Genomic DNA, 18,369 nt, shown 5'->3' with positions numbered 1-18,369 from the left:
GCGGCATGGACTGGACCCTCGAAGTGGTGACCGTGCCCGTCACCGACCTGGACCGGGCGAAGGAGTTCTACGGCGAGAAGCTCGGCTTCAGGGTCGATCTGGACCAGGAGGTCGCGCCGGGCACGCGCATCATCCAGATCACCCCGCCCGGCTCGCGCTGCTCGATCTCCCTCGTCCAGGGCATGCCGCCGTTCCCGGGCACCGGGGTGATGGCTCCCGGCACCCTGCACGGTCTCCAGCTGTGCGTCACCGACATCGAGGCGGCGCGCGAGCAGCTGCTCGCGTCGGGCGTGCACGCGACGCCGGTGATGCACGTGGGCGCGTCGGGCTGGGAGGCCGGCAAGGGCGGCACCTGGAACTCGTTCTTCACCTTCCGGGACCCGGACGGCAACGGGTGGTGGGTCCAGGAGGCGCCCTCGGAGCTGTCGGAGCGCTGAGGGGCCTTACCCGGCGAGGACCAGCCGGTAGTTCCGCACGCGCTCGTCCTCGCCCTCGTAGGCCATGCCCGCCGCCTCCATCACGCGGTGGGAGGGGACGTTGTCGAGGTCGGCGTCACCGCGGACCGCCGTGGCGCCGGCCTCGCGGGCGCGGCCGATCAGGGCGCGCAGCGCCTCGCCGGCGTACCCGTGTCCGCGCGCGCCGGGCACGAGCCCGTACCCCACCGTGACGACCCCGCCCTCGTCCGGCGGCCCGTGGAAACCGATGCCGCCGATGATCGTGCCGTCCGCCAGGAGCTGTATCTGGTACGGCCGGTAGACCCCGGGATCGCCGCGCTCGGCGACGCCGTTCATGAAGCCGCGGGCGCTACGGGCGTCGCCGTCCTCGGGATACCCCTCGGCCCAGCGGTCGCCGGGCGCGGGCGCGGCGTCGACGATCCGCCGGGCGCCGTCGACGGTGAGCGGGAGCAGCAGCAGCCGGGCCGTCTCGATGATCTTCACGTCTGTCACGGGCGGCAGTGTCGGCCGGGCGCGGAGCGGCACGCAACCGATTTCGGCCCGGTCGACAGCCCCATTACCTGCGCTTCTCCCCCCTGGAAAGGATGATCACGCGCCACGAGACTCGCCTCGCCGAGTTCGCGCGCCACGGGGAGGGCTGCCTGATGCGCCTGTGCAAGGACCACTGCCCGACGGAGAATTCCGCTCCGTGCCTGGAGGCACTGGAGGTCTACCGGACCGCCGTCGCGGACGGAGGGCTGGAGGATGCCCCTCCGCCGTGCCTGACCGGTCTCGGACTGCTCCGTCCGCACCCGGAGGACCCCGGACGGCTCGTGCCGGTACCGCCCGACGTGGCCGAGCACCACCTCGTCCAGCCTCTGGAGCAGGCCCTGCACACGGGGCGCAGCAGACTGCTCTCCATCCGGCAGACGCTGGCCAGGGTGGAGTCCGTGTACCGCGAGGAGACACAGCGCGCCGCCGCCCCCGTACAGCTGCTGCGCGGGAACGACGTCATCCACAAGAAGCTGCGCCAGCTCAACGCCGCGTGCCGGCACGAACTGCAGGCCGTCCAGCCGGGCGGCCCCAGGTCCGCCCCCGCGCTCGCCGAGGCGCTGCAGCAGTTACCGGGCGTGATCGCCCGCGGGGTGCGGCACCGCACGCTCTACCAGCACACGGTCCGCGGCCACCGTCCGATGATCGAGTTCATGACCGCCATCCAGAAGGCGGGCGGGCAGTTCCGGACCACGGGCCAGCTCGTCGACCGGGTGATCCTCTACGACCGGTCCGTCGCCCTGATCCCCGACCACCGGTACTCGCGCCCCGATCACGCCCTGCTGATCGAGCATCCCGCCATCACCGCTTACCTCGCCGGTGTCTTCGACGTCATCTGGGACTCGGCCGAACCGGTCGGGCCGCTCGAAGCGCCCACGGGCACGCCGCCGCTGCTGACGGACGAGAAGCAGCTCAGCGTGCTCCGGCTGATGGTCCAGGGGCACACCGACGCGAGCATCGCGGCCCGTCTGGGCATGAGCGCCCGGACGGTGTCGGCCCACGTCAACCGGGCCTCCACCACCTGGGGCAGTCGGAGCCGGGCCCACCTCGCCTACCTGCTCGCCGAGAACGGCGCCCTGCGCACGGCGTCGGAGACCTGATCCACCGCCCCGATCGTCCGCTTCCGCACCCTTTCGCGGGGCCGCGACTTTCCGCATTGCCGGATCCCGCAACGGATCTTCCCTGGAGGGCACCGTCGGGAGGTCGGCAAGCTCGTCGGCACCGGTGGTCGCGAAGGCCACCGACGGTTCGGCAGTACACCGACGAGAACGGAGCTTTCCCATGAGTCTCAAGCGCAAGTCGGCCGTTGCCCTGTCCGCGCTCGCCCTGGCGGCGGCCGGCACGGCCGTGACGGCGTCGCCCGCCGCGGCGGTGGGCGGCTGTCCCTCGGCCACTCTCTGCCTGTCCGAGGACACGAACTACGTCGACATCGACGTCACGTCCAAGACCACCGCCCAGAACTGCATCGCGCTCGGCCACTACGGCGAGACCGGCTTCTACAACGGCATCCGCTCGTACGTGAACAACCTGCCCGTCAACGTCGACGTCTACTTCTACAACGGCAGCGTGGGCGACCCGTACAAGTACGAAGCGACCATCCGCCCGGGCGGCTTCAGCAGCAACACCACGGACGTGTACAAGTTCGGCTACCGCGGCGCCGTGTGCACCGGCGGCGGCAACCCCAACGTCCTGCTCGTCTCCTGACGCACACCCCGTGACCCCACCGAGGCCCCGGCCCCGGCGGCACTCCGCCGCCGGGGCCGGGGCCTCGCCGTGCGTCGGCGCCCTACAGCACCGGCAGGTTCTTGCGGAGCTCGAAGGCGGTGACCTCGGAGCGGTACTCCTCCCACTCCTGCTTCTTGTTGCGCAGGAAGTGACGAGACGCCGAGGTCACCTCAGCAACAGCAGGAATGAGCACGTGATAGCGCTTCGCACATGGTGGTTGTTGGGGATCTGTGGCTACCGATGGCGGCCCCAGGGCGGCCCAGAGACGGCCCAGCTCTGTGCGATTCGACGGAGATGAGCACCTGAGGGTTCTCGTGCCGGGAGGGGTTCACGCGAGAACGTCATCCTCGCGACCGGGCCAAGCAAGGAGATACCTGTCAAGCTCGAATCTCCTGGTTGCACGCCAGAGCCGCGTCGCCGCGCCCACCCCCGTTGGGCCGAGGAGATCAACCCCGCGATACGACGGGACACCGACATTCAGCAGCCACGCGCCGGCCAGCATCCGGAGCCAAGTCGCCCCACACGGCTCAGGCTTCTGGCAACTGCCAGCGTCGCTGCACTGACGGCCCCATACTGATTTCATGGTGGTCACACTCCCTGAACCGCAGGGCAAGCAGCGCGAGGTCATCTACCTTCCCGGGCACGGCCATTGCGTCGTACTGGGTACCGCCGGAAGCGGGAAGACCACGATGGCGGTCCACCGCGCACGCTACCTAGCCGGCGCACCGGGCCTGGCAGGTCCTACGCTGCTGGTTACGTTCAACAGGGCTCTTGTGACTTACCTGAAGTCCATGGGGGCAGCCGGCTCCAACCTGACGGTCGAGAACTACCACACCTTCGCCCGCGGCTACCTTCACTACGCGACCAAGCAGCATGTTCTTATCTGCGACTTCAAGGACACTCTGGTCGAAAAGGCGCTGACAGAGGTTCGGGCCGTTGCCGGCCAGCGTGCCGTAGCTTCCCGGCCACTCCGATTCTTCCTGGACGAGTTGCACTGGATGGCCGGCCACGGCCTGACCGAGAAGACCGCCTACATCAACGGCGCGAGGCGGGTGGGCCGGGGTACACCGCTGGCTCCAGCGGACCGTGCCGTGGTCCACGAGGTCTATCGTCGCTACGTGACCCTACGCGCTCAGGCAGGGCACACCCAGGACTGGGATGACCTGGCGACCAACGCTCTGGCAATGCTGAGGAACGACGCAACTCCACGGCGCTATCGACACGTCGTCGTGGATGAGGGACAAGACTTCACCCCGGAGATGATCCGTTCGCTCGCCGCAGCAATCCCCCCAAACGGCTCATTGACGTTCTTCGGGGACTACGCTCAGCAGATCTACGGCAGCTTGATGTCGTGGCGCTCGCTCGGTCTCGTGGTACCCAACAAGCCAGTCGAGTTCGAGCAGAACTATCGCAACAGCCGCCAGGTCGCACGACTAGCTCAGGCTGTCTCCGAGATGCCTCACTTCCGCGACGTGGTGGACCTCGTCCAGCCAAAGGCCCCTCAAGCCGACGGGCCGAAGCCAACTGTCATCAGAGTCGCGCGCAAGGAAGAACAGATCCGACGCGCCGCAGAGTATGCGAATGCCTTGTCTGCGGACCGGCAGGTGGCCGTGCTGATGCGGACACGCGACCAGGAGGGCGAGCTCCGCCGATACCTCGACAGCCGCCGCCGCATCACCCGGGTACACAAGTGGCTGCGTAGTTGGCCTCAAGGCCCGGGCGTTTTCTACGGCACCTACTCTGCCGCCAAGGGCTTGGAGTTTGACTCGGTCATCCTTCCCCTATGCGACTCGGACGAACTGCCGAAGCTCTCAGAGGTCGAGGCGCACGGCCTCGAGGAAGCCAAGGCCCGCGAGGCCCGGCAGCTGTACGTTGCGGTCACCCGGCCCCGAACTGAGCTCGTGATCCTCCACTCGGGCACGATGACGGAACTACTCCCCAATGAGTTGTCAGACCTCTTCACTAGGCTGGAACCGTGAACGAGATCCTGCTTGAGGCCCAGGGGCGTGGCATCACCAGACTGTGCCACTTCACCAAGTCCGCCAACCTCGCCCACATCCTCGCAACCGGCGAAATACGTAACGCAGCGTCACTTCGCGGTAGCGTGGAAGGGTTCCGTCCCACTGATGTGGTTCGGTTGGATGGCCATCCGGACCACATCAACTGCAGCCTCGAGTACCCCAACACTTGGTACCTAGACAAGGCCAGCCGAGACGACCCCCACTTCAGGGACTGGGTGGTCCTTGATCTCGACATCACCCTCCTGGCTCGCGAGGGGGCCAAGTTCTGCCCCTTCAATGCAGCGCGCAACAACGGTGGTTGGATCGGGAGTGGACTCGCTGCCTTCACCGGGATGTTCAACCCTCGCGTCGTGGGCAATGCAGCACGCGCTCGTGACGCCTTACACCCATCATGGTGGCCCACCGATGATCAGGCTGAAGTCCTACTCCCGGGCGCCATCCCAGTGAGCCAGATTCGGGCCATTATCGTCAAAACCGACGAACAGGCCGAGCTCGAGTACTACCGCCTTACTCAGCATCTCGAGATGGGGGCAGTGCTCCCGCCCATCGTCGTTGCACCCATGCTGTTCGACAAGTATGGGCTCAGCAGAAGCGTCCGTAATGGTAGGCGCCCCGTCGAACGTCCCTATCGTCCATGAACGACTCTGGCAGAGTGACCCCGTGAATCCTGAGCTGCACCCCTGGCAAGACCGTGCTCGCGGCATGCTGCTGGCCGCCGCGGTGGGCGACGCACTGGGCTGGCCGCACGAGCGTCAAGACCGCACGAAGCAGCTTCCGTCAGCGGAGCAGACCGCAGGGCGGTTCTTCGCCTGGGAACGCACAGGCAATCGCTTCAGGCCCTTCGTGGAGAAGGTTGATGCAGGGGCGTACAGCGATGACACACAGATGATCATTGCGGTGAGCCGCGCTCTTCTTACAGCCGGCGATGACTGGCAGACTTGGCTGGAGCGAGTCGAGTGGCCGTTCTTCCTCGCATACGAACGAGGTGCTGGCGCGAGCGTCAAGCGCGCCTGTCGTGCATGGGCGCAAGGGCGCAATCCTTGGTCAGTCGGTGACGTTGACGCCCGGAAGTACTTCGAAACCGGCGCCAATGGCGCCGCAATGCGAATCGCGCCGCACGTAGTTCGCCATCACGCTGACGCAACCTTCGACCAGCTAGCTCAAGCGGTTACCCGTGATGCGACAACCACCCATGGGCATCCAAGAGCAATCGTCGGCGCGTTGGTCCACGCTTATGCCCTGTGGATCAGTATGCGGCAACCTTCTCCGCTGCCCTACGGATGGCTTATTGAGGCGCTTCTCACCGATGCGGAGGCATGGCAGCAGCCTTTCTGGCAGGTTCTGCCATCCACCTGGCAGCGACGTGCAGGCAAGCTACTGGGGCAGCCCCTCGAAAAACTCTGGGAAAGCACTGTGCGCGAGGTCGAGGAATTGCTCACAGACGCTCTCAGCGACCTTCGGGATGGAGCAGTCAGCGCGCCGGCGGTCTTTCTGAAATCTCAAGGTCTGACCTCCATTAAGACCCGCGGATCTGGCACACTATGTGCAGTTGCTGCCGCTTATCTTGCTGCACGCTCTGCTTCAAACCCCGAGCGGGGCATTCTGACAGCAGCACGGCTCGATAACGCCGACACAGATACCCTGGCTTCGATGACTGCCAGCCTAATGGGTGCCGCACTGGGGCAGGAGTGGCTCGGCAGCTACGGGCGCAACGTTCAAGATCACTCCTTGCTGAGCGCGCTGGCTGAAGCGCTACTCCAACCCGTGAATCAACCTCGCTTGCGTCTACCAAGTCCTGATGAAGCACGTAATGCGCTCGCCAGCTTCACCATTTCGCTTTCCGATGCTGCCGTGGGTAGCCACATCAGGCTGCCTGACCGGCGAGTAGCAGAGGTCATTGCGCACGGAACAGCCGGCACCAAGGGATGGGTCCGCCAGGAAACCACACTGCTCACAACAGACCAGCAGACTCTGCAATTCCTACACTCCGTTCAACGCCGCGATGCACGTCACGCATCTGGGCTTATCGACAGGGTCGTTCCTACACAGGAGCGCTTGCCGGAGGGGCCTGAGGCTAGCGGCAGGGTTGACGCGGCGCAGCGTGTTCCTCAATCCACGGAAGGACGCTCTCCTGGCGGGAGTCAGACCTATCTGCAAGGCGCATATATCCCCGTTCACAGCATCGCGCGGGTCCGGCAATGCCTTGAAAGAGTCTTCGGATTGACCCCTTCGCGATATGGGGACAATTGGGCCGCGTACGAAAACCTCGTGATTACCGAAGATGCCTCAATTCCATTGACCTCTAATCAGCCTCAGGCGCAACTCCGTATGGCTACGGATCACCCGGAACAGGTACTGCAGCGCATTTGGGAGTTCGGCCTTTCAATCTCTACAAGAGACGACAAGGGCATCTTCTCTGTCTCTATCGACCCTCACCTGACAGTGGTCTTCGGCAAGCTCGGAGAGAGGAGCGTTGCAGGTTGGCACGACTCTCCGTAGTAAGCGTGGAACGGCATCACGCACACGTAAACGCTCGGCCGGCGCTTATCCGCCTCACGCGAGAAATACGAGGCGGATAGCAGTTTTCGGGTTAGAGAGTAATTGATCTCTTGGTATGCTAGCCGAAATCAAGCCGCAATCCGGGGGTGCAAGTAGACGATGGGACCCAAGACGCAGAGGGTCTATGAGACCATCCGTTCCTGGATCGAGACGGGACGCTACGACCCCGGCGAAAAGCTACCGTCCGAACGGGCGTTGAGCGCTGAACTGGAGATTGGTCGCACCGCGCTGCGCCAGGTACTGACCCGCCTATCGAGTGAGCACTTCATCCGGGCCTACGGCCGCAGCTCCTATCGCGTTCTCGGCGGTGGGAACGTTCCGATGCCGGCTGAGATGGAACCGTGGAAGATCTACGGCTCCCGTCACGTCTACGAGAACCCGTGGGTGACACTGGACCTCGTAGACGTCGAACCCCCCGGCATTGAACGCTTCGAGCATCACGTTGTCCGGCTCTTCCGCGTCGCCATTACCGCCGTGATCGACGACCAAGACCGCGTGCTCATGCTGTGGCGGTACCGCTTCGTCCCGCAGCAATGGGGGTGGGAGTTGCCTGGCGGGATCGTGGACGCGGGCGAGGATGCCGCCACCACGGCGGCCCGCGAGACCGAGGAAGAGACCGGATGGCGTCCCGGCCCGGTCGAGCACGTCGTCAGCTATCAGCCGATGATCGGCATGGTCGACTCGCCGCACGAGATCTTCGTGGCCCGTGGCGCCGAGAAGATCGGGGAGCCGACCGACGCCGAGGAGGCCGGGGAGATCGCGTGGATTCCCCTGGCCGACATCCCGCGCCTGATGTCCGAGGGCAAACTCATGGGCTCCGGCACCCTCGTGGCCCTGCTTCACATTCTGGCCTCCCGGGCTAGAGGCGACCGGTAAGGAGCTCCACACGCCGGCGGTACCGCACGGATCCGGTGCGGTTCGCCAACAGCCGTGCCTGCTGAAGGTGGCTTCGGGCGTCATCGAACTCGCCGCGTGCGAGAAGAGCGGCGACTCGGCGTCTTGGGCGGCTTTCTTGGCCAGCTCGTACCGTCGCCATGCCCTGTCTACGGCGCCGGCGTCCAGCGCCTGCCATGCGGCGAGGGTGGACGCTCCCGCGAGCGCGGTCGCGATAGGGCGTCGCGCCCCTGACAGTACGGCGAAGGTCAGCGCTTCCTCCATCGCTGCCAGATGGCCATTCATCTGGTCGACCAGGCCGGTCGCGCCCATCTGCCGGTCCATGGTCCGGAGTAGCTCGGTCTGGGCCAGGAACGACGGGACCATTGACTCGCTCAGACTGCCCGCCGCATCGATCCGGCTCAGCAAATCCGCGTATCCGTCTGCCTGCGGCTCGGGCGCCTCGGGCTCGCCTCGCAGTTCGGTGTCCGTGACCCCGAGGAGCGGCCGGAGGATCGCGGCGTATCGGTCCGTGATGGTGCGTCGACCGTTCTCCCACTCAGAGATGTAGGTCTTGAGACTCGTGGCCGAGGCGATGTCGATCAGCCGTTGTTCCGCGAATCGCCGCATCTCGTGAACCAGTCGATCCTGCGACCAACCGCGCGCGGTCCTGACTGCCCTTAACCCCTTAGCCATGCCGCCTCCTGCAAAGCCCCAGGTGAAAGCCGGTTAACACCCCTGAGGTTAACCCCAGTTGGCTACCGCGGCACCCAACTCGGGCCGTTCTCTGGAGATGCACACCGACACGCAACCCGAACGAGGGGGTTGCATCTGGTGCGCACCAGATGCACTCTACTGGTGCGCACCAGATGGGCCAGGAACGGCCCGACTGGTGTGTGACTAAGGCGGGGACGCTGCAATCCCGCTGAAGGCCAGGGGACAGGGCTTCGGCCCGACTGGCGAGGTGGCCCGGTGACCGCGAGCAACGGCCGGAGAGTGGGGACGAGGTCCCCCTTGCAGTGATCCATCCCTGTTTGTTCGACGCCAAGGAGGTCCCGATGTTTCGACGAAGACTTCTGGCGCCGCCCCCGCTGGACCGGCGAAGGCGGCAGCGCCGACAGCGTCGCTCGACCTCCGCAGCCACTCGGCTGCGGCCGGTTGCCTCCTCCGCCCGGCCGGCCTCCATTGCGGAGCGCCGCACGGGCGGGGTTGAGGGGAGCCGGAGATTCCTGGTTCTGACGGCGAGAGGCCCCGGAGCGGCTACTCCGGGGCCTCGGTTCGGGCCGTCCCACCGAGAGAGGAAGTACGACCCATGAACGTGATCGTTGCTGGTCAGAGGATCGTTACGCAGACCGAGCTGATCGAGGCCGCGCTCGGCTTCGACGCCGACCCGGTCGAGACGCCGGAGTTCGACTCGGCGGCCGGCCAGGACGCGCTGCGCGACATCGTCGACGTGCTGGAGGCCAGCGCCGACACGGACGTCGACGCGGAGGACATCGCGTACTACCGGAGCCTGCTCGGCGCCCGTGTCCTGGCATTCCCTCGCCGCTCCACCCTCGGCTTCGAGCGGGGTGCCGCATGAACCTCATCGCCTACTGGACCCTGATCGCCCTGTGCGTCGGCATCGAGATCTGGGGCCAGATCATCGGCCTTCAGGACCTCAGCCTCGTCGGAGTCTTCGCCGGACTCGGCGTGATCGCCGTTCACCGGCTCCTTCTCCGAGTCGACCGCTTCGAGGAGTTCGTCGAGGCGGGTGAGGAGCTGTGAGGACCGTCGCCCAGATCCTTCTGTTCGTCCTGACCGTTCTGGAGCTCACGCTCGGCCTGGTGGCCGGCGCCGTCGCGCTCCTGAGCCTGGTCACCGAGACGATCGCCCGGGCCACCACGGCCGTCGACGAGCGGTTCGCCCGCCGTTTCCGGATCGCCCGGGTCTCCCCGAAGCTCCGCAAGGAGCTCGCCGACGTCCTGTACGGGATCACGACGACGCCCGCCGGAGGTACCCGATGAGCTCGTACCGCGAAGACCGCCGGGCCGACCGGGCCGCCGAGCGGGCCCAGGACCGTGAGGACCGCCGCCTGGAGCTCGAGGCCGCCCGTGAGCGGGAGGCCGCGCGGGCGGAGGAGAAGCGCAAGGACGCCGAGGCCAAGCGCCGCCAGGAGCAGGCCGACCGCAAGGCCAAGCTCGCGGAGCGGCAGGCGAAGAAGGCGGCCGCGGCCGCGAAGCGCGCCAAGCTGGTGCGCTGGCTCAAGGTGAACCCTGCGACGCTGTTCGTGGCGTTCGTGATGGTCGCCTCCATCGTCCCGGCCGTGCTCTCCCAGATCGGCGCCCTGACCGGTGCGAGCGTGGCGGCGCCGATGGCCGGCCTGCTCGCGGCGATGCTGGAGGGCGGCGCCTGGGCGATCACGTTCATGGGCAAGCAGGCCGACGACTCTGGCCGCGAGCCCCGCAAGTACCGGATCGCCACCTGGGCGGTCGCGGTGGTCGCGGCGGCGGTGAACTTCTGGCACGGCCTGGAGCAGTACCGCGCCCACCCGTGGGTCGCGCTCGTCCTCGGCGCCTCTTCGCTGTTCGCGATCTACATCTGGGACCTGAAGACCCACGGCTCGCACGGCAAGACCAAGGCGGAGAAGAAGGCCGAGAAGGACCGGGCCCGGCATGTGGCCGCGCGCCGCAAGCACCACCCGCAGATCGTCGAGGCGGCGGTGAAACTGCAGTCTGCGCTGCCGTTCGGCGTACTCGACGACGAGGCCGCGTTCGCGGCGGCGTGGCGGATCCACACCGGCGCCGAGCCGGGCCTGTCCGCCGAGCTGTACGCCACCGCCACGAACGCGGTGCTGAACCTGGGCGCGGCGTTCGAGCTCGGCGACAACGTCCGCGAGGAGCTGCTGGAGACCGGCTTCAAGGCCGCCCGCCTCAACCCCTTCCCGGAGCTGACCCAGGCTCCCGAATCCCAAGCGGGAATTGGGTCGAACACTCCCGAAAAGCCCGTCGAGCCGCCCCGCCAGAACGGTCCCCGGGGCCGGTCCGAGGAGGAGCTGAAGGAGCTCCTGCCCGACGCCCTGACGGTCGCCGCGGACCTCGTCGCCGAGGGCCGCCAGATCTCCGCCTCGGCGCTCGCGAAGCGGCTGCAGATCCGCCGCGAAGACGCCGTCGTCCTGCGCGACCTCGTGGTCGCCCAGCGCCGCCTGCACGTCGCCTGACCCACCCCAGTACGCGGGGCCCGACCCTCGCCTGGCAGCACCGGCCGGGCCCCGCTACCTCACCAGGAGGCACAGCAAGCATGACCGAGCACCTGCCTGAAGAGACCACCACCCCCGAATCCGACACGCTCGCGACCGTCACCCCCCTGCGCCCCGTCCCGGCCCCGACCGTGGAGGACGGCATGAGGTACTGGGAGGAGGACGAGTTCGACCCCGCCCCGGCGGCCCAGCCGGTCGTGGTGCCGCCGATGCCGACCGAGCCGCCGGCCATCGGCCCCGACGACCGCACCGTGGTCTTGGAGACCGCCCGCCTCATCCTCGACAAGCAGGCCGCCCCGGCCGTGCCCGAGGCGAAGGTGGTCGCGAAGGTCGACCTGGACGACTTCGACGACGCCCCGCTCATCCCCGCGTGGATGAAGACGCCCGAGGGCTGGGCCGCGTGGTCCGGGGTGTTCTACCGCGCCCGCCAGCGGGACTTCCGCCGCTGGGTCCGCCGCCAGCGCACCGACAAGGGCCACATCCGCCAGTTCGGGCGCGGCGTGCGCCGCTCGCACGAGTGGGTCGTCGGCTTTGAGGGCGTCCGCGTCCAGAGTGCGGCGCACACCGCGCACGTCCTGACCCGTGAGGCCCGGATCGCCGCCAGGTCGGCCCGGTTCACCCCGCGCATCCTCGGGGCGAAGAAGGAACTCGCGATGAAGGCGGCCGAGAAGGCGACGAAGGCCGCCGAGGAGGCCGTGCTCCTGCACAAGAAGGCGAAGAAGGACCGCAACCGGGCCCGGAACCTGCGGGCCGGTGTCGTCTACGGTCCGCCGCTCGCCGCGATCGGCTCCGGCTACGCCTACGGCGGCAGCCTCGGGCTGGCGGCCGGGCTGCTGTCGACGTTCGCCGGCGGCGCGTTCATCGGCCGCCACCCGTACAACGAGGAGACCGACTGGACCACCGAGTGGCGCTCGCTCGGCGACGGCGACCGGATGACAGCGCCGATGCTCGACCAGTCGTTCCGCGCGGCGAAGGTCATCGGCAACGACGAGTCGCTGCGTGTGGTGCAGATGCCGATGCTCGACAACCGCGGCGCCTGGACCGCGATCCTCGACCTTCCGCCGGGGGTGCCGGCCAAGCGCGCGATCCGCGCGACGGACGAACTGGCCGCCGCGTTCGGCGTCGAGGAGGCCCAGGTCTCCATTGCGAAGAAGGGACGCTCTGGCCGCATCGAGCTCTACGTCTCGCGCGACCTGCCGTTCACCGACAAGGCCGCCCCGGGCCCGCTGCTCGCGCTGAAGGCGGCCGCGAACTTCTGGAGCCCGATCAGCATCGGCCCGGACGTGCGCGGACTGCCGATCTCCATCTCGGTCGTCGAGCGGTCCGGTCTGATCGGCGGTGAGCCGGGCGCGGGCAAGTCGGCCTCGGGCAACACGATCCTGCTCGCGGCCGCGCTCGACCCGCGCGTGATCCTCGTCCTGGCCGACGGCAAGGGCGGCGGCGACCTGGAGCCGTTCGAGCACCTCTGCGAGTGCTTCGAGGGCGACGCCGATCCCGAGGCGTTCTACGAGCTGCTCAAGGAGCAGGTCGAGGACATGAAGCGCCGCTACGCGCTGCTGAAGAAGCTCGGCAAGCGGAAGGTCACCGAGGAGCTCGCCAACAAGTACCCGGAGCTGCGGCAGAAGCTCATCTGGGTCGACGAGCTGATGTTCTACACGACCGACGAGGAGTACGGGAAGAAGATCACCAAGCTCCTTCGCAACCTCGTCTCGCGGGGTCGCGCGGCCGGGATCATCACCTTCTGCGCCACCCAGAAGCCCGGCTCCGACGTCGTCGACACCTCGCTGCGCGACCTGCTGTCCATCCGGTGGGCCCTGCGCTGCACCACCCCCGAGGCGTCCGACACGATCCTCGGCAAGGGCGCCGCCGCGAGCGGCTACTCGGCGAAGACGATCCAGTCGGAGATGCGGGGCGCCGGCCTGCTGTGGGCCGAGGGCACCAACCCGACCATGGTCCGCGCCGACTACTACACCGACGAGCAGGTCGAGGAGCTCCTGGAGCGCGCGACCGAGTGGCGCCGCCAGGCAGGGACCCTGCCCAACGCCCCCATGTCCCTGGCCGACCAGCTCCGGGCCCAGGGCGACGACGACGCGCAGATCCTCGCCTTCGTCCTGGACGTCTTCGCCGCCCATGGCACCGACGAGGAGCCCGCCGACTGGCTGCCCGGGCAGCTCCTGCTCGACCGGCTCAAGGCGGCCGGCCACGCGGTCACCGCCGAGAAGCTCGGCGCCCTGATCGTCCGCACCGACGAGGAGAAGGCCAAGCGCCCGTGGGGTGAGAAGGGTTCGCGCGTCACCGGCTACCCGCTCGCCCGCGTCGAGGCCGCCGCCACCGGCCGATTCGGGCTCACCGCCTGATCCCACCCCGGACACGACCCGGACACCCGCCCGATATGACCCGGTCCACCCCCGGGCATGACCGGGCCCGACCTGGACGCCGAAGCAGCCGACCCGGACACCCGCGTCCGGGTCGGCCCCGGATCCGTCCGAGTCGTCCACCTCCCTGACCTGCGTAAACGCGGAGCCGTCCGGGCCGCGTCCAGGTCTCCGCCCTAGCCCAAACCGGTACATAAGGGGTAAGTCTCCGTGACCGTCCAGACACTCACCATCCCCGCCGTCCCGGCCCCGGAACTCGCCGACGAGGCGGCGCTCCTGGTGCGGGAGATCGAGCAGTACCTCACCGCCCGCGTCCGTACCACCGCGCACCCGCTCGTCACCAAGACAACCGCCGAACTCATCGCCGAAGCCCTCGGCACCGCCCCGACCCCGGCCGCGCCGGTTCTCACCCCGCCCGCGCGCGCCCTGCGGCTCCTGCCTGACTGGGTTCTCGCTTTCCCGCTGCTCCGCCAACTCCACGGCGCCGGACGGCAGATCAGCGTCGCCGAGCATCTGGAGCTGACCGCTCTCGTCATCGAGCGCTACGGCTGGCACCGCGGCGCGCTGCGCTCGGCGTCGGGCCGCCGCTGCATCCTCGGCGCCCAGGCTGTCCTGTTCCGCCTCGGCTACGGCGACGAGACGACCGCCCTCGCGGCCGGCCACCGTCTCCAGGCCGTCCTCGCCGCGCGCGGGATCAGCGAGCCCTACCACCGCTGGAACGACGCCACCGGCCGCACCCGCGCCGAGGTCCTCGACCTCGTCCGCACCGCCGCCGCCCACGCCCGCCAGGAGGCCCGCCAGTGATCTCCCGCGACCGCATCCGGCAGATCCGTGCCGAGTCGGAGTCCGAGCACCGCACCCAGGAGTGGGCCGATCGCGTCATCGACGAGCTGCTGACCGAGGCTGAGACCCGCAACGCCGTCGACACCGCCGTCCGCGGCATGACCGACTCCAAGGGCCGGAACCTCGCCCAGCGCATCGTCACAGTGAAGCGGTACGGCACGCCGCCCACCGCCGCCGAGCTCGACGAGGCGTACGACCTGCTCGCCCTCGTTCTCGCGGCCGGCGCCAAGTACGGGCTCACGCTCAACGACTGGGACCTGGTCGACGACCTCCCCGGCACTTGCCGCGACCTGATCCGCCACAAGCGCCGCTGATCACGCCCGCCCGCGAAGGAGATCCACCGTGGTCATAACCGTCTCGCTCGTCGCCCTCTTCGGGCTCGTCCTGTACTTCCTCCTCCGCGCCGGAAGCCTCACCTACGGGGCCGCGTTCGTCGCCGCCGGCTTCGGCTTCTTCCTCGCCTCCACCGGCGCCGCCACCCCCATCAACCAGCTCACCAACAGCGTCATCGACGCCCTCTCCAACCTCTGAGGAGCCCTCTTGTCCACCAAGACCCTGCCCTGGTTCGAGACCCTCACCGACAGCGTCTTCGCCCTCGGCGCCGCCGCCCGCGAGACTCTCACCGCCCGCCAGGCCGCCCAGGCCGCCGCCGCCCAGTACGACCTCGACCGCGTCCGCCTTCTCGACGGTGAGATCACCGTCCCCGGCCGGTTCTCCCCGTCCCGGCCCCACGACCGTGCCGTGATGGGCATCGGCAAGGCGCTGCAGGAGTGCCGGGACCGGATGGAGCGCCTCTACACCGACGCCGCGCTCGGCTATGCCTACGGCACCGCCTGGGCCATCCTGCGCGTCCTCGACGGCCAGGAACCGCCCCGCGTCGAGCTCGGTCTCACCGCCGAGGGCGGCCTGATCATCCCGGCCCAGCTCGCCCCCATCCCGCCCGTCATCGAGGGACTGGGCCGCTGGCGGGACAACGCCAAGTTCGAGAAGGCCCGCCAGCGGTGGTGGGGCTGCGACTCCGCCGGCGAATACGCCTCCGCCCTCGACGACCAGGACTACCTCACGGACCACGACGCGTACGAGATGCACCAGGCGTTCGCTGAGGCGAGCGGCATGGCAGACGCCGCCTACGCCTACGGCGTCCTCGCAGAATCCGCCCTCCGCTTCACCCTGCTCGGCACCCGCGCCCGCCACACCAACCCGTAGCTACGCCGAGGGCGGCCCCCGTCTCGCCAAAGTCCAGGGCCGCCCTCGTCTACCAGCACCTTCTACAGAACTGGAGACACCAGCATGACCCATCCGACGTTGATCCGGCGAGACAGCGCGCTCACCCTCGCCGCCAACGGTCTACCGGTACTTCCGCTGAGCGCCGACAAGCGGCCGTTCGGCAACTGCCCCGACTGCCGCGACAACCGCTGCGGCGGCCGGCCGAACATGAAGACCCCCGGACCCTGCCAGTGCCCCCGCCCGTGCCACGGATGGGCCGCCGCCACCACCGACCCCACCGTGCTCTCCTCCGTTCCGTGGGCGGGCGCCTGGTGCCGCGCCGGGGCCGTCGCCTACCACCCCGGCGCCGCCGGAGTGACCGTCGTCGACCTGGACGACGTGGACGCGATCACGTGGGCCCGCGAAACCCTGCCCCCGACCCGCACTGTCGCCACGACGCGGGGCGAGCACTGGATCTACCGGGGAACAATGCCGTCTGCCAATGGTGTGCGGCCGGGCGTGGACATCAAGTCGTCCATGTCCTACGCCCGCTGGCTCGGGCCCGGCGCCGGCGTCATGGCGGTCCTGCCGTCGGTCGCCCGCGCCCTGGTCGAGAAGAAGCCGTCCACGGTCCGGCCCATGCCGACCACCGTGTCGCCGCCGGCCGGGGGCGGGAAGTGCCCGCACCGCTCGCCCGCCTACCTGGAGCGCGGGATCGCCATGGCGGAGCAGCGGATCGCCGATGCCACCAGCGCGGTGCACAACACGGTGTACGGGACGTTCCTGGCGGTGCTGTCCGTCCACGGCCGGTGCGGCTGCCTCACCGAGGCGCACATGGCCCGTCTGTTCGCGGCCGCGCAGGCCAAGGGCGAATCCGCGCGGCACTGCACGGACGCGTGGTCCAACGCCCTTGCCGCTCTGGGGATGTGAGATGTCCGAGGACGAGAAGACTCCGGCCCGCGAGGTCATCACCGAGTACGCGCAAGCCCACTTCCGGTACTTCCGCACCGCCGACGGCACCGTCTACGCCCAGCGCAACGGACAGCCCGTCGCCCGGCCGATCCGCTCGCAGGGCACCGCCGGCAGCCACCGGCAGGAACTCATGGTCGGGCTGTTCAACGACGGGCTCGGCGTGTTCAACGGCACCGCACTCAAGGAGGCTCTGGACTTGATCGAGGCACTGGCCATGACCGAAGAGGTGCAGCCCGTCCACATCCGGGTCGCCCCCGGCTCCGACGGAGCCACCTGGCTCGACCTGGGCCGCAACGACGGCAAGTCCGTCCGCATTCACCCAACCGGGTGGGAGATCGTCACCCCCGAACCGCGCGAGGTGTGCTGGCGACGCACCCAGCTCACCGGGGAGCTGCCCCTGCCCGCGAAGGACACCGACGGCAAGGGCATCGACCTGCTGCTGCGGCTGTGCAACTTCGCCAACGCCCAGACCGAGTGCCTGGCCATCGCCTGGCTCATCGGCTGCCTCGGGCCGTCCGTGCCCGTGCCCGCCCCCTTCCTCACCGGCCCGCAGGGCGCGGGCAAGTCCACCGGCGGGCGGATGCTGGTGCGGATCGTCGAGGGCATGAGCGGCGACCTGCGCCGCCCGCCGAAGGACGAGGAGAACCTGATCGCCGCCGTCGCGGCAGGATGGGTCACCGCCCTGGACAACCTCTCCCACCTCGCCCCCGACCTGTCCGACCTCATGTGCTGCATCGTCACCGGCGCCGAGACCGTCAAGCGCGCTCTGTTCACCGACGGCGACGTCGTCCGCTCCCGCTACCGCCGACCGCTGCTCCTGACCGGCATCGACGTCGGCGTCATCCGGCCCGACCTCGCCGAACGCCTCCTCCCTCTCCGCCTGGAACGCCCTCGGGTGCGGCGGACCGAGGCCGAGCTGTGGGCGGAGTTCGAAGAGGCCCTGCCCGTCATCCTCGGCTCCCTTCTCGACCTCACCGTCAAGGTCCGCGCGACCGAGGCCGACATCCCCACCGACCTGCGCATGGCCGACTTCGCCCACCTGTGCGCGCAGCTGGACGCGGCCACCGGCTTCGGTGCGCTGGACGCCTACCGGGCCAGCCTGGACGACCTCAACGACGACGTCATCGAGGGCGACCTGCTCGCCCAGACCGTCCTCAAGCACGCCGCCGGCATCGAGCCGGGCACCGAGGTCCGGATGACGTCGTCCGAGTGGCTCCACTGCCTCACCCAGCTCTACACCGGCGAGGACTTCCGCCCTCTGCCCAAGGGGTGGCCGACTACCGGAAAGGTCCTCTCCGACCGTCTCAAGCGCCTGCAGCCCGTCTTCACCGCCCGTGGCGTCCTGGTCGACTGGGGCCGGACGCGTTCCGCCCGCTACATCGAGATGGCCCGCCCTGCGACCCCGGCGCCGGACGAGCAGAGCGAGATGTTCTAGCCGCGGCCGCACGGCCGGCCGCACAAGCAAGAGGAGCACCCCGCCCGGCGGGACGTGCTCCTCTTGTTCTGCGGCGGCAGCGCCGCCGCTCAAAGAACGCGCCGCTCTGCGGCTCCTTCTTCACGCCTGAAGGCAC

General features: G+C 68.7%; 19 protein-coding genes and 2 pseudogenes. 18 read left to right on the top strand and 3 right to left on the bottom strand.

All coding sequences use genetic code 11. The annotated features are described in order from the left end of the window. Window positions 1-5 precede the first annotated feature (5 nt). Window positions 6-437 (top strand): VOC family protein, encoded by a 432-nt coding sequence (locus tag ACFY8W_RS14615; RefSeq protein WP_391104650.1) that lies wholly within the window; start codon window positions 6-8, stop codon window positions 435-437. A gap of 6 nt (window positions 438-443) precedes the next feature. On the opposite strand, the gene ACFY8W_RS14610 is transcribed toward ACFY8W_RS14615, so the two are convergent. Then, window positions 444-947 (bottom strand): GNAT family N-acetyltransferase, encoded by a 504-nt coding sequence (locus ACFY8W_RS14610; RefSeq protein ID WP_391104647.1) that lies wholly within the window; start codon window positions 945-947, stop codon window positions 444-446. 92 nt (window positions 948-1,039) lie between these two features. Between ACFY8W_RS14610 and ACFY8W_RS14605 the strand changes: the two genes are divergently transcribed. Next, complete coding sequence (locus tag ACFY8W_RS14605) at window positions 1,040-2,086, top strand: LuxR C-terminal-related transcriptional regulator (protein WP_391104644.1); 1,047 nt, start codon at window positions 1,040-1,042, stop codon at window positions 2,084-2,086. 181 nt (window positions 2,087-2,267) lie between these two features. Next, a complete protein-coding gene (locus tag ACFY8W_RS14600; protein WP_391104642.1) occupies window positions 2,268-2,690 on the top strand; it encodes a proteinase inhibitor I36 SMPI in 423 nt (140 codons plus the stop codon). Window positions 2,691-2,772: 82 nt separating this feature from the next. Here the strand turns inward: ACFY8W_RS14600 and ACFY8W_RS14595 are convergent. Continuing rightward, window positions 2,773-2,859: pseudogene (locus ACFY8W_RS14595) on the bottom strand (glutamine synthetase); the annotation flags it as partial. Between the two features lie 433 nt (window positions 2,860-3,292). On the opposite strand from ACFY8W_RS14595, the gene ACFY8W_RS14590 reads away from it, so the two are divergent. The 4 genes from ACFY8W_RS14590 to ACFY8W_RS14575 all read left to right on the top strand — a co-directional run bounded on the left by ACFY8W_RS14590 (window position 3,293) and on the right by ACFY8W_RS14575 (window position 8,167). Then, complete coding sequence (locus tag ACFY8W_RS14590) at window positions 3,293-4,690, top strand: UvrD-helicase domain-containing protein (protein WP_391104640.1); 1,398 nt, start codon at window positions 3,293-3,295, stop codon at window positions 4,688-4,690. After that, window positions 4,687-5,370, top strand: a complete 684-nt coding sequence (locus tag ACFY8W_RS14585; protein ID WP_391104638.1) for a DarT ssDNA thymidine ADP-ribosyltransferase family protein — start codon at window positions 4,687-4,689, stop codon at window positions 5,368-5,370. Before ACFY8W_RS14590 ends, ACFY8W_RS14585 begins: the two co-directional genes overlap by 4 nt. A gap of 22 nt (window positions 5,371-5,392) precedes the next feature. After that, window positions 5,393-7,231: an ADP-ribosylglycohydrolase family protein gene (locus tag ACFY8W_RS14580; RefSeq protein WP_391104635.1), complete on the top strand. Its 1,839-nt coding sequence runs from the start codon at window positions 5,393-5,395 to the stop codon at window positions 7,229-7,231. A 159-nt stretch (window positions 7,232-7,390) separates the two neighbouring features. Continuing rightward, window positions 7,391-8,167, top strand: coding sequence for an NUDIX domain-containing protein (locus tag ACFY8W_RS14575; protein WP_391104633.1), 777 nt, complete (start codon window positions 7,391-7,393; stop codon window positions 8,165-8,167). A 93-nt stretch (window positions 8,168-8,260) separates the two neighbouring features. On the opposite strand, the pseudogene ACFY8W_RS14570 reads toward ACFY8W_RS14575, so the two are convergent. Continuing rightward, window positions 8,261-8,860 (bottom strand): annotated as a pseudogene (locus ACFY8W_RS14570) (helix-turn-helix domain-containing protein); the annotation flags it as partial. Window positions 8,861-9,476: 616 nt separating this feature from the next. Here ACFY8W_RS14570 and ACFY8W_RS14565 point away from each other — a divergent pair. The 11 genes from ACFY8W_RS14565 (at window position 9,477) to ACFY8W_RS14515 (ending at window position 18,233) form a co-directional block, all read left to right on the top strand. Next, the gene (locus tag ACFY8W_RS14565) at window positions 9,477-9,746 is read left to right on the top strand and encodes a hypothetical protein (RefSeq protein ID WP_391104631.1); all 270 of its coding nucleotides are present in this window, start codon (window positions 9,477-9,479) and stop codon (window positions 9,744-9,746) included. Further along, complete coding sequence (locus tag ACFY8W_RS14560) at window positions 9,743-9,931, top strand: hypothetical protein (protein WP_391104629.1); 189 nt, start codon at window positions 9,743-9,745, stop codon at window positions 9,929-9,931. The genes ACFY8W_RS14565 and ACFY8W_RS14560 overlap by 4 nt, the downstream gene beginning before the upstream one ends. Then, entirely contained in the window at window positions 9,928-10,170 is a 243-nt protein-coding gene (locus tag ACFY8W_RS14555) for a hypothetical protein (protein ID WP_391104628.1), read from the top strand. The genes ACFY8W_RS14560 and ACFY8W_RS14555 overlap by 4 nt, the downstream gene beginning before the upstream one ends. Continuing rightward, a complete protein-coding gene (locus ACFY8W_RS14550) occupies window positions 10,167-11,363 on the top strand; it encodes a hypothetical protein (RefSeq protein WP_391104626.1) in 1,197 nt (398 codons plus the stop codon). The genes ACFY8W_RS14555 and ACFY8W_RS14550 overlap by 4 nt, the downstream gene beginning before the upstream one ends. An 80-nt stretch (window positions 11,364-11,443) precedes the next feature. Further along, entirely contained in the window at window positions 11,444-13,759 is a 2,316-nt protein-coding gene (locus tag ACFY8W_RS14545) for an FtsK/SpoIIIE domain-containing protein (protein WP_391104623.1), read from the top strand. A gap of 228 nt (window positions 13,760-13,987) precedes the next feature. After that, the gene (locus tag ACFY8W_RS14540) at window positions 13,988-14,581 is read left to right on the top strand and encodes a hypothetical protein (RefSeq protein ID WP_391104621.1); all 594 of its coding nucleotides are present in this window, start codon (window positions 13,988-13,990) and stop codon (window positions 14,579-14,581) included. Continuing rightward, complete coding sequence (locus ACFY8W_RS14535) at window positions 14,578-14,934, top strand: hypothetical protein (protein WP_391104619.1); 357 nt, start codon at window positions 14,578-14,580, stop codon at window positions 14,932-14,934. The genes ACFY8W_RS14540 and ACFY8W_RS14535 overlap by 4 nt, the downstream gene beginning before the upstream one ends. Before the next feature lie 28 nt (window positions 14,935-14,962). Further along, the gene (locus ACFY8W_RS14530; protein WP_391104617.1) at window positions 14,963-15,151 is read left to right on the top strand and encodes a hypothetical protein; all 189 of its coding nucleotides are present in this window, start codon (window positions 14,963-14,965) and stop codon (window positions 15,149-15,151) included. Between the two features lie 9 nt (window positions 15,152-15,160). Continuing rightward, entirely contained in the window at window positions 15,161-15,826 is a 666-nt protein-coding gene (locus ACFY8W_RS14525) for a hypothetical protein (protein ID WP_391104614.1), read from the top strand. Window positions 15,827-15,910: 84 nt separating this feature from the next. Then, window positions 15,911-16,756 carry a bifunctional DNA primase/polymerase gene (locus ACFY8W_RS14520; RefSeq protein WP_391104612.1) on the top strand — a complete coding sequence of 282 codons (846 nt, stop codon included), beginning with the start codon at window positions 15,911-15,913 and terminating at the stop codon, window positions 16,754-16,756. A gap of 1 nt (window position 16,757) precedes the next feature. Then, window positions 16,758-18,233, top strand: a complete 1,476-nt coding sequence (locus ACFY8W_RS14515; RefSeq protein WP_391104609.1) for an ATP-binding protein — start codon at window positions 16,758-16,760, stop codon at window positions 18,231-18,233. Window positions 18,234-18,369: the final 136 nt, after the last annotated feature.

The sequence above is a fragment of the Streptomyces sp. NPDC012637 genome, from assembly GCF_042954805.1.
Classification (GTDB): domain Bacteria; phylum Actinomycetota; class Actinomycetes; order Streptomycetales; family Streptomycetaceae; genus Streptomyces.
The sequence above is the reverse complement of the archived record's forward strand: the minus strand, read 5'-3'. Positions and strand labels throughout refer to the sequence as shown.

Coding starts and splice junctions, on each gene's coding strand:
- ACFY8W_RS14575 (WP_391104633.1), top strand. CDS start 7,391: ATGGGACCCAAGACGCAGAGGGTCTATGAGACCATCCGTTCCTGGATC.
- ACFY8W_RS14560 (WP_391104629.1), top strand. CDS start 9,743: ATGAACCTCATCGCCTACTGGACCCTGATCGCCCTGTGCGTCGGCATC.
- ACFY8W_RS14600 (WP_391104642.1), top strand. CDS start 2,268: ATGAGTCTCAAGCGCAAGTCGGCCGTTGCCCTGTCCGCGCTCGCCCTG.
- ACFY8W_RS14515 (WP_391104609.1), top strand. CDS start 16,758: ATGTCCGAGGACGAGAAGACTCCGGCCCGCGAGGTCATCACCGAGTAC.
- ACFY8W_RS14615 (WP_391104650.1), top strand. CDS start 6: ATGGACTGGACCCTCGAAGTGGTGACCGTGCCCGTCACCGACCTGGAC.
- ACFY8W_RS14565 (WP_391104631.1), top strand. CDS start 9,477: ATGAACGTGATCGTTGCTGGTCAGAGGATCGTTACGCAGACCGAGCTG.
- ACFY8W_RS14550 (WP_391104626.1), top strand. CDS start 10,167: ATGAGCTCGTACCGCGAAGACCGCCGGGCCGACCGGGCCGCCGAGCGG.
- ACFY8W_RS14605 (WP_391104644.1), top strand. CDS start 1,040: ATGATCACGCGCCACGAGACTCGCCTCGCCGAGTTCGCGCGCCACGGG.
- ACFY8W_RS14520 (WP_391104612.1), top strand. CDS start 15,911: ATGACCCATCCGACGTTGATCCGGCGAGACAGCGCGCTCACCCTCGCC.
- ACFY8W_RS14590 (WP_391104640.1), top strand. CDS start 3,293: ATGGTGGTCACACTCCCTGAACCGCAGGGCAAGCAGCGCGAGGTCATC.
- ACFY8W_RS14545 (WP_391104623.1), top strand. CDS start 11,444: ATGACCGAGCACCTGCCTGAAGAGACCACCACCCCCGAATCCGACACG.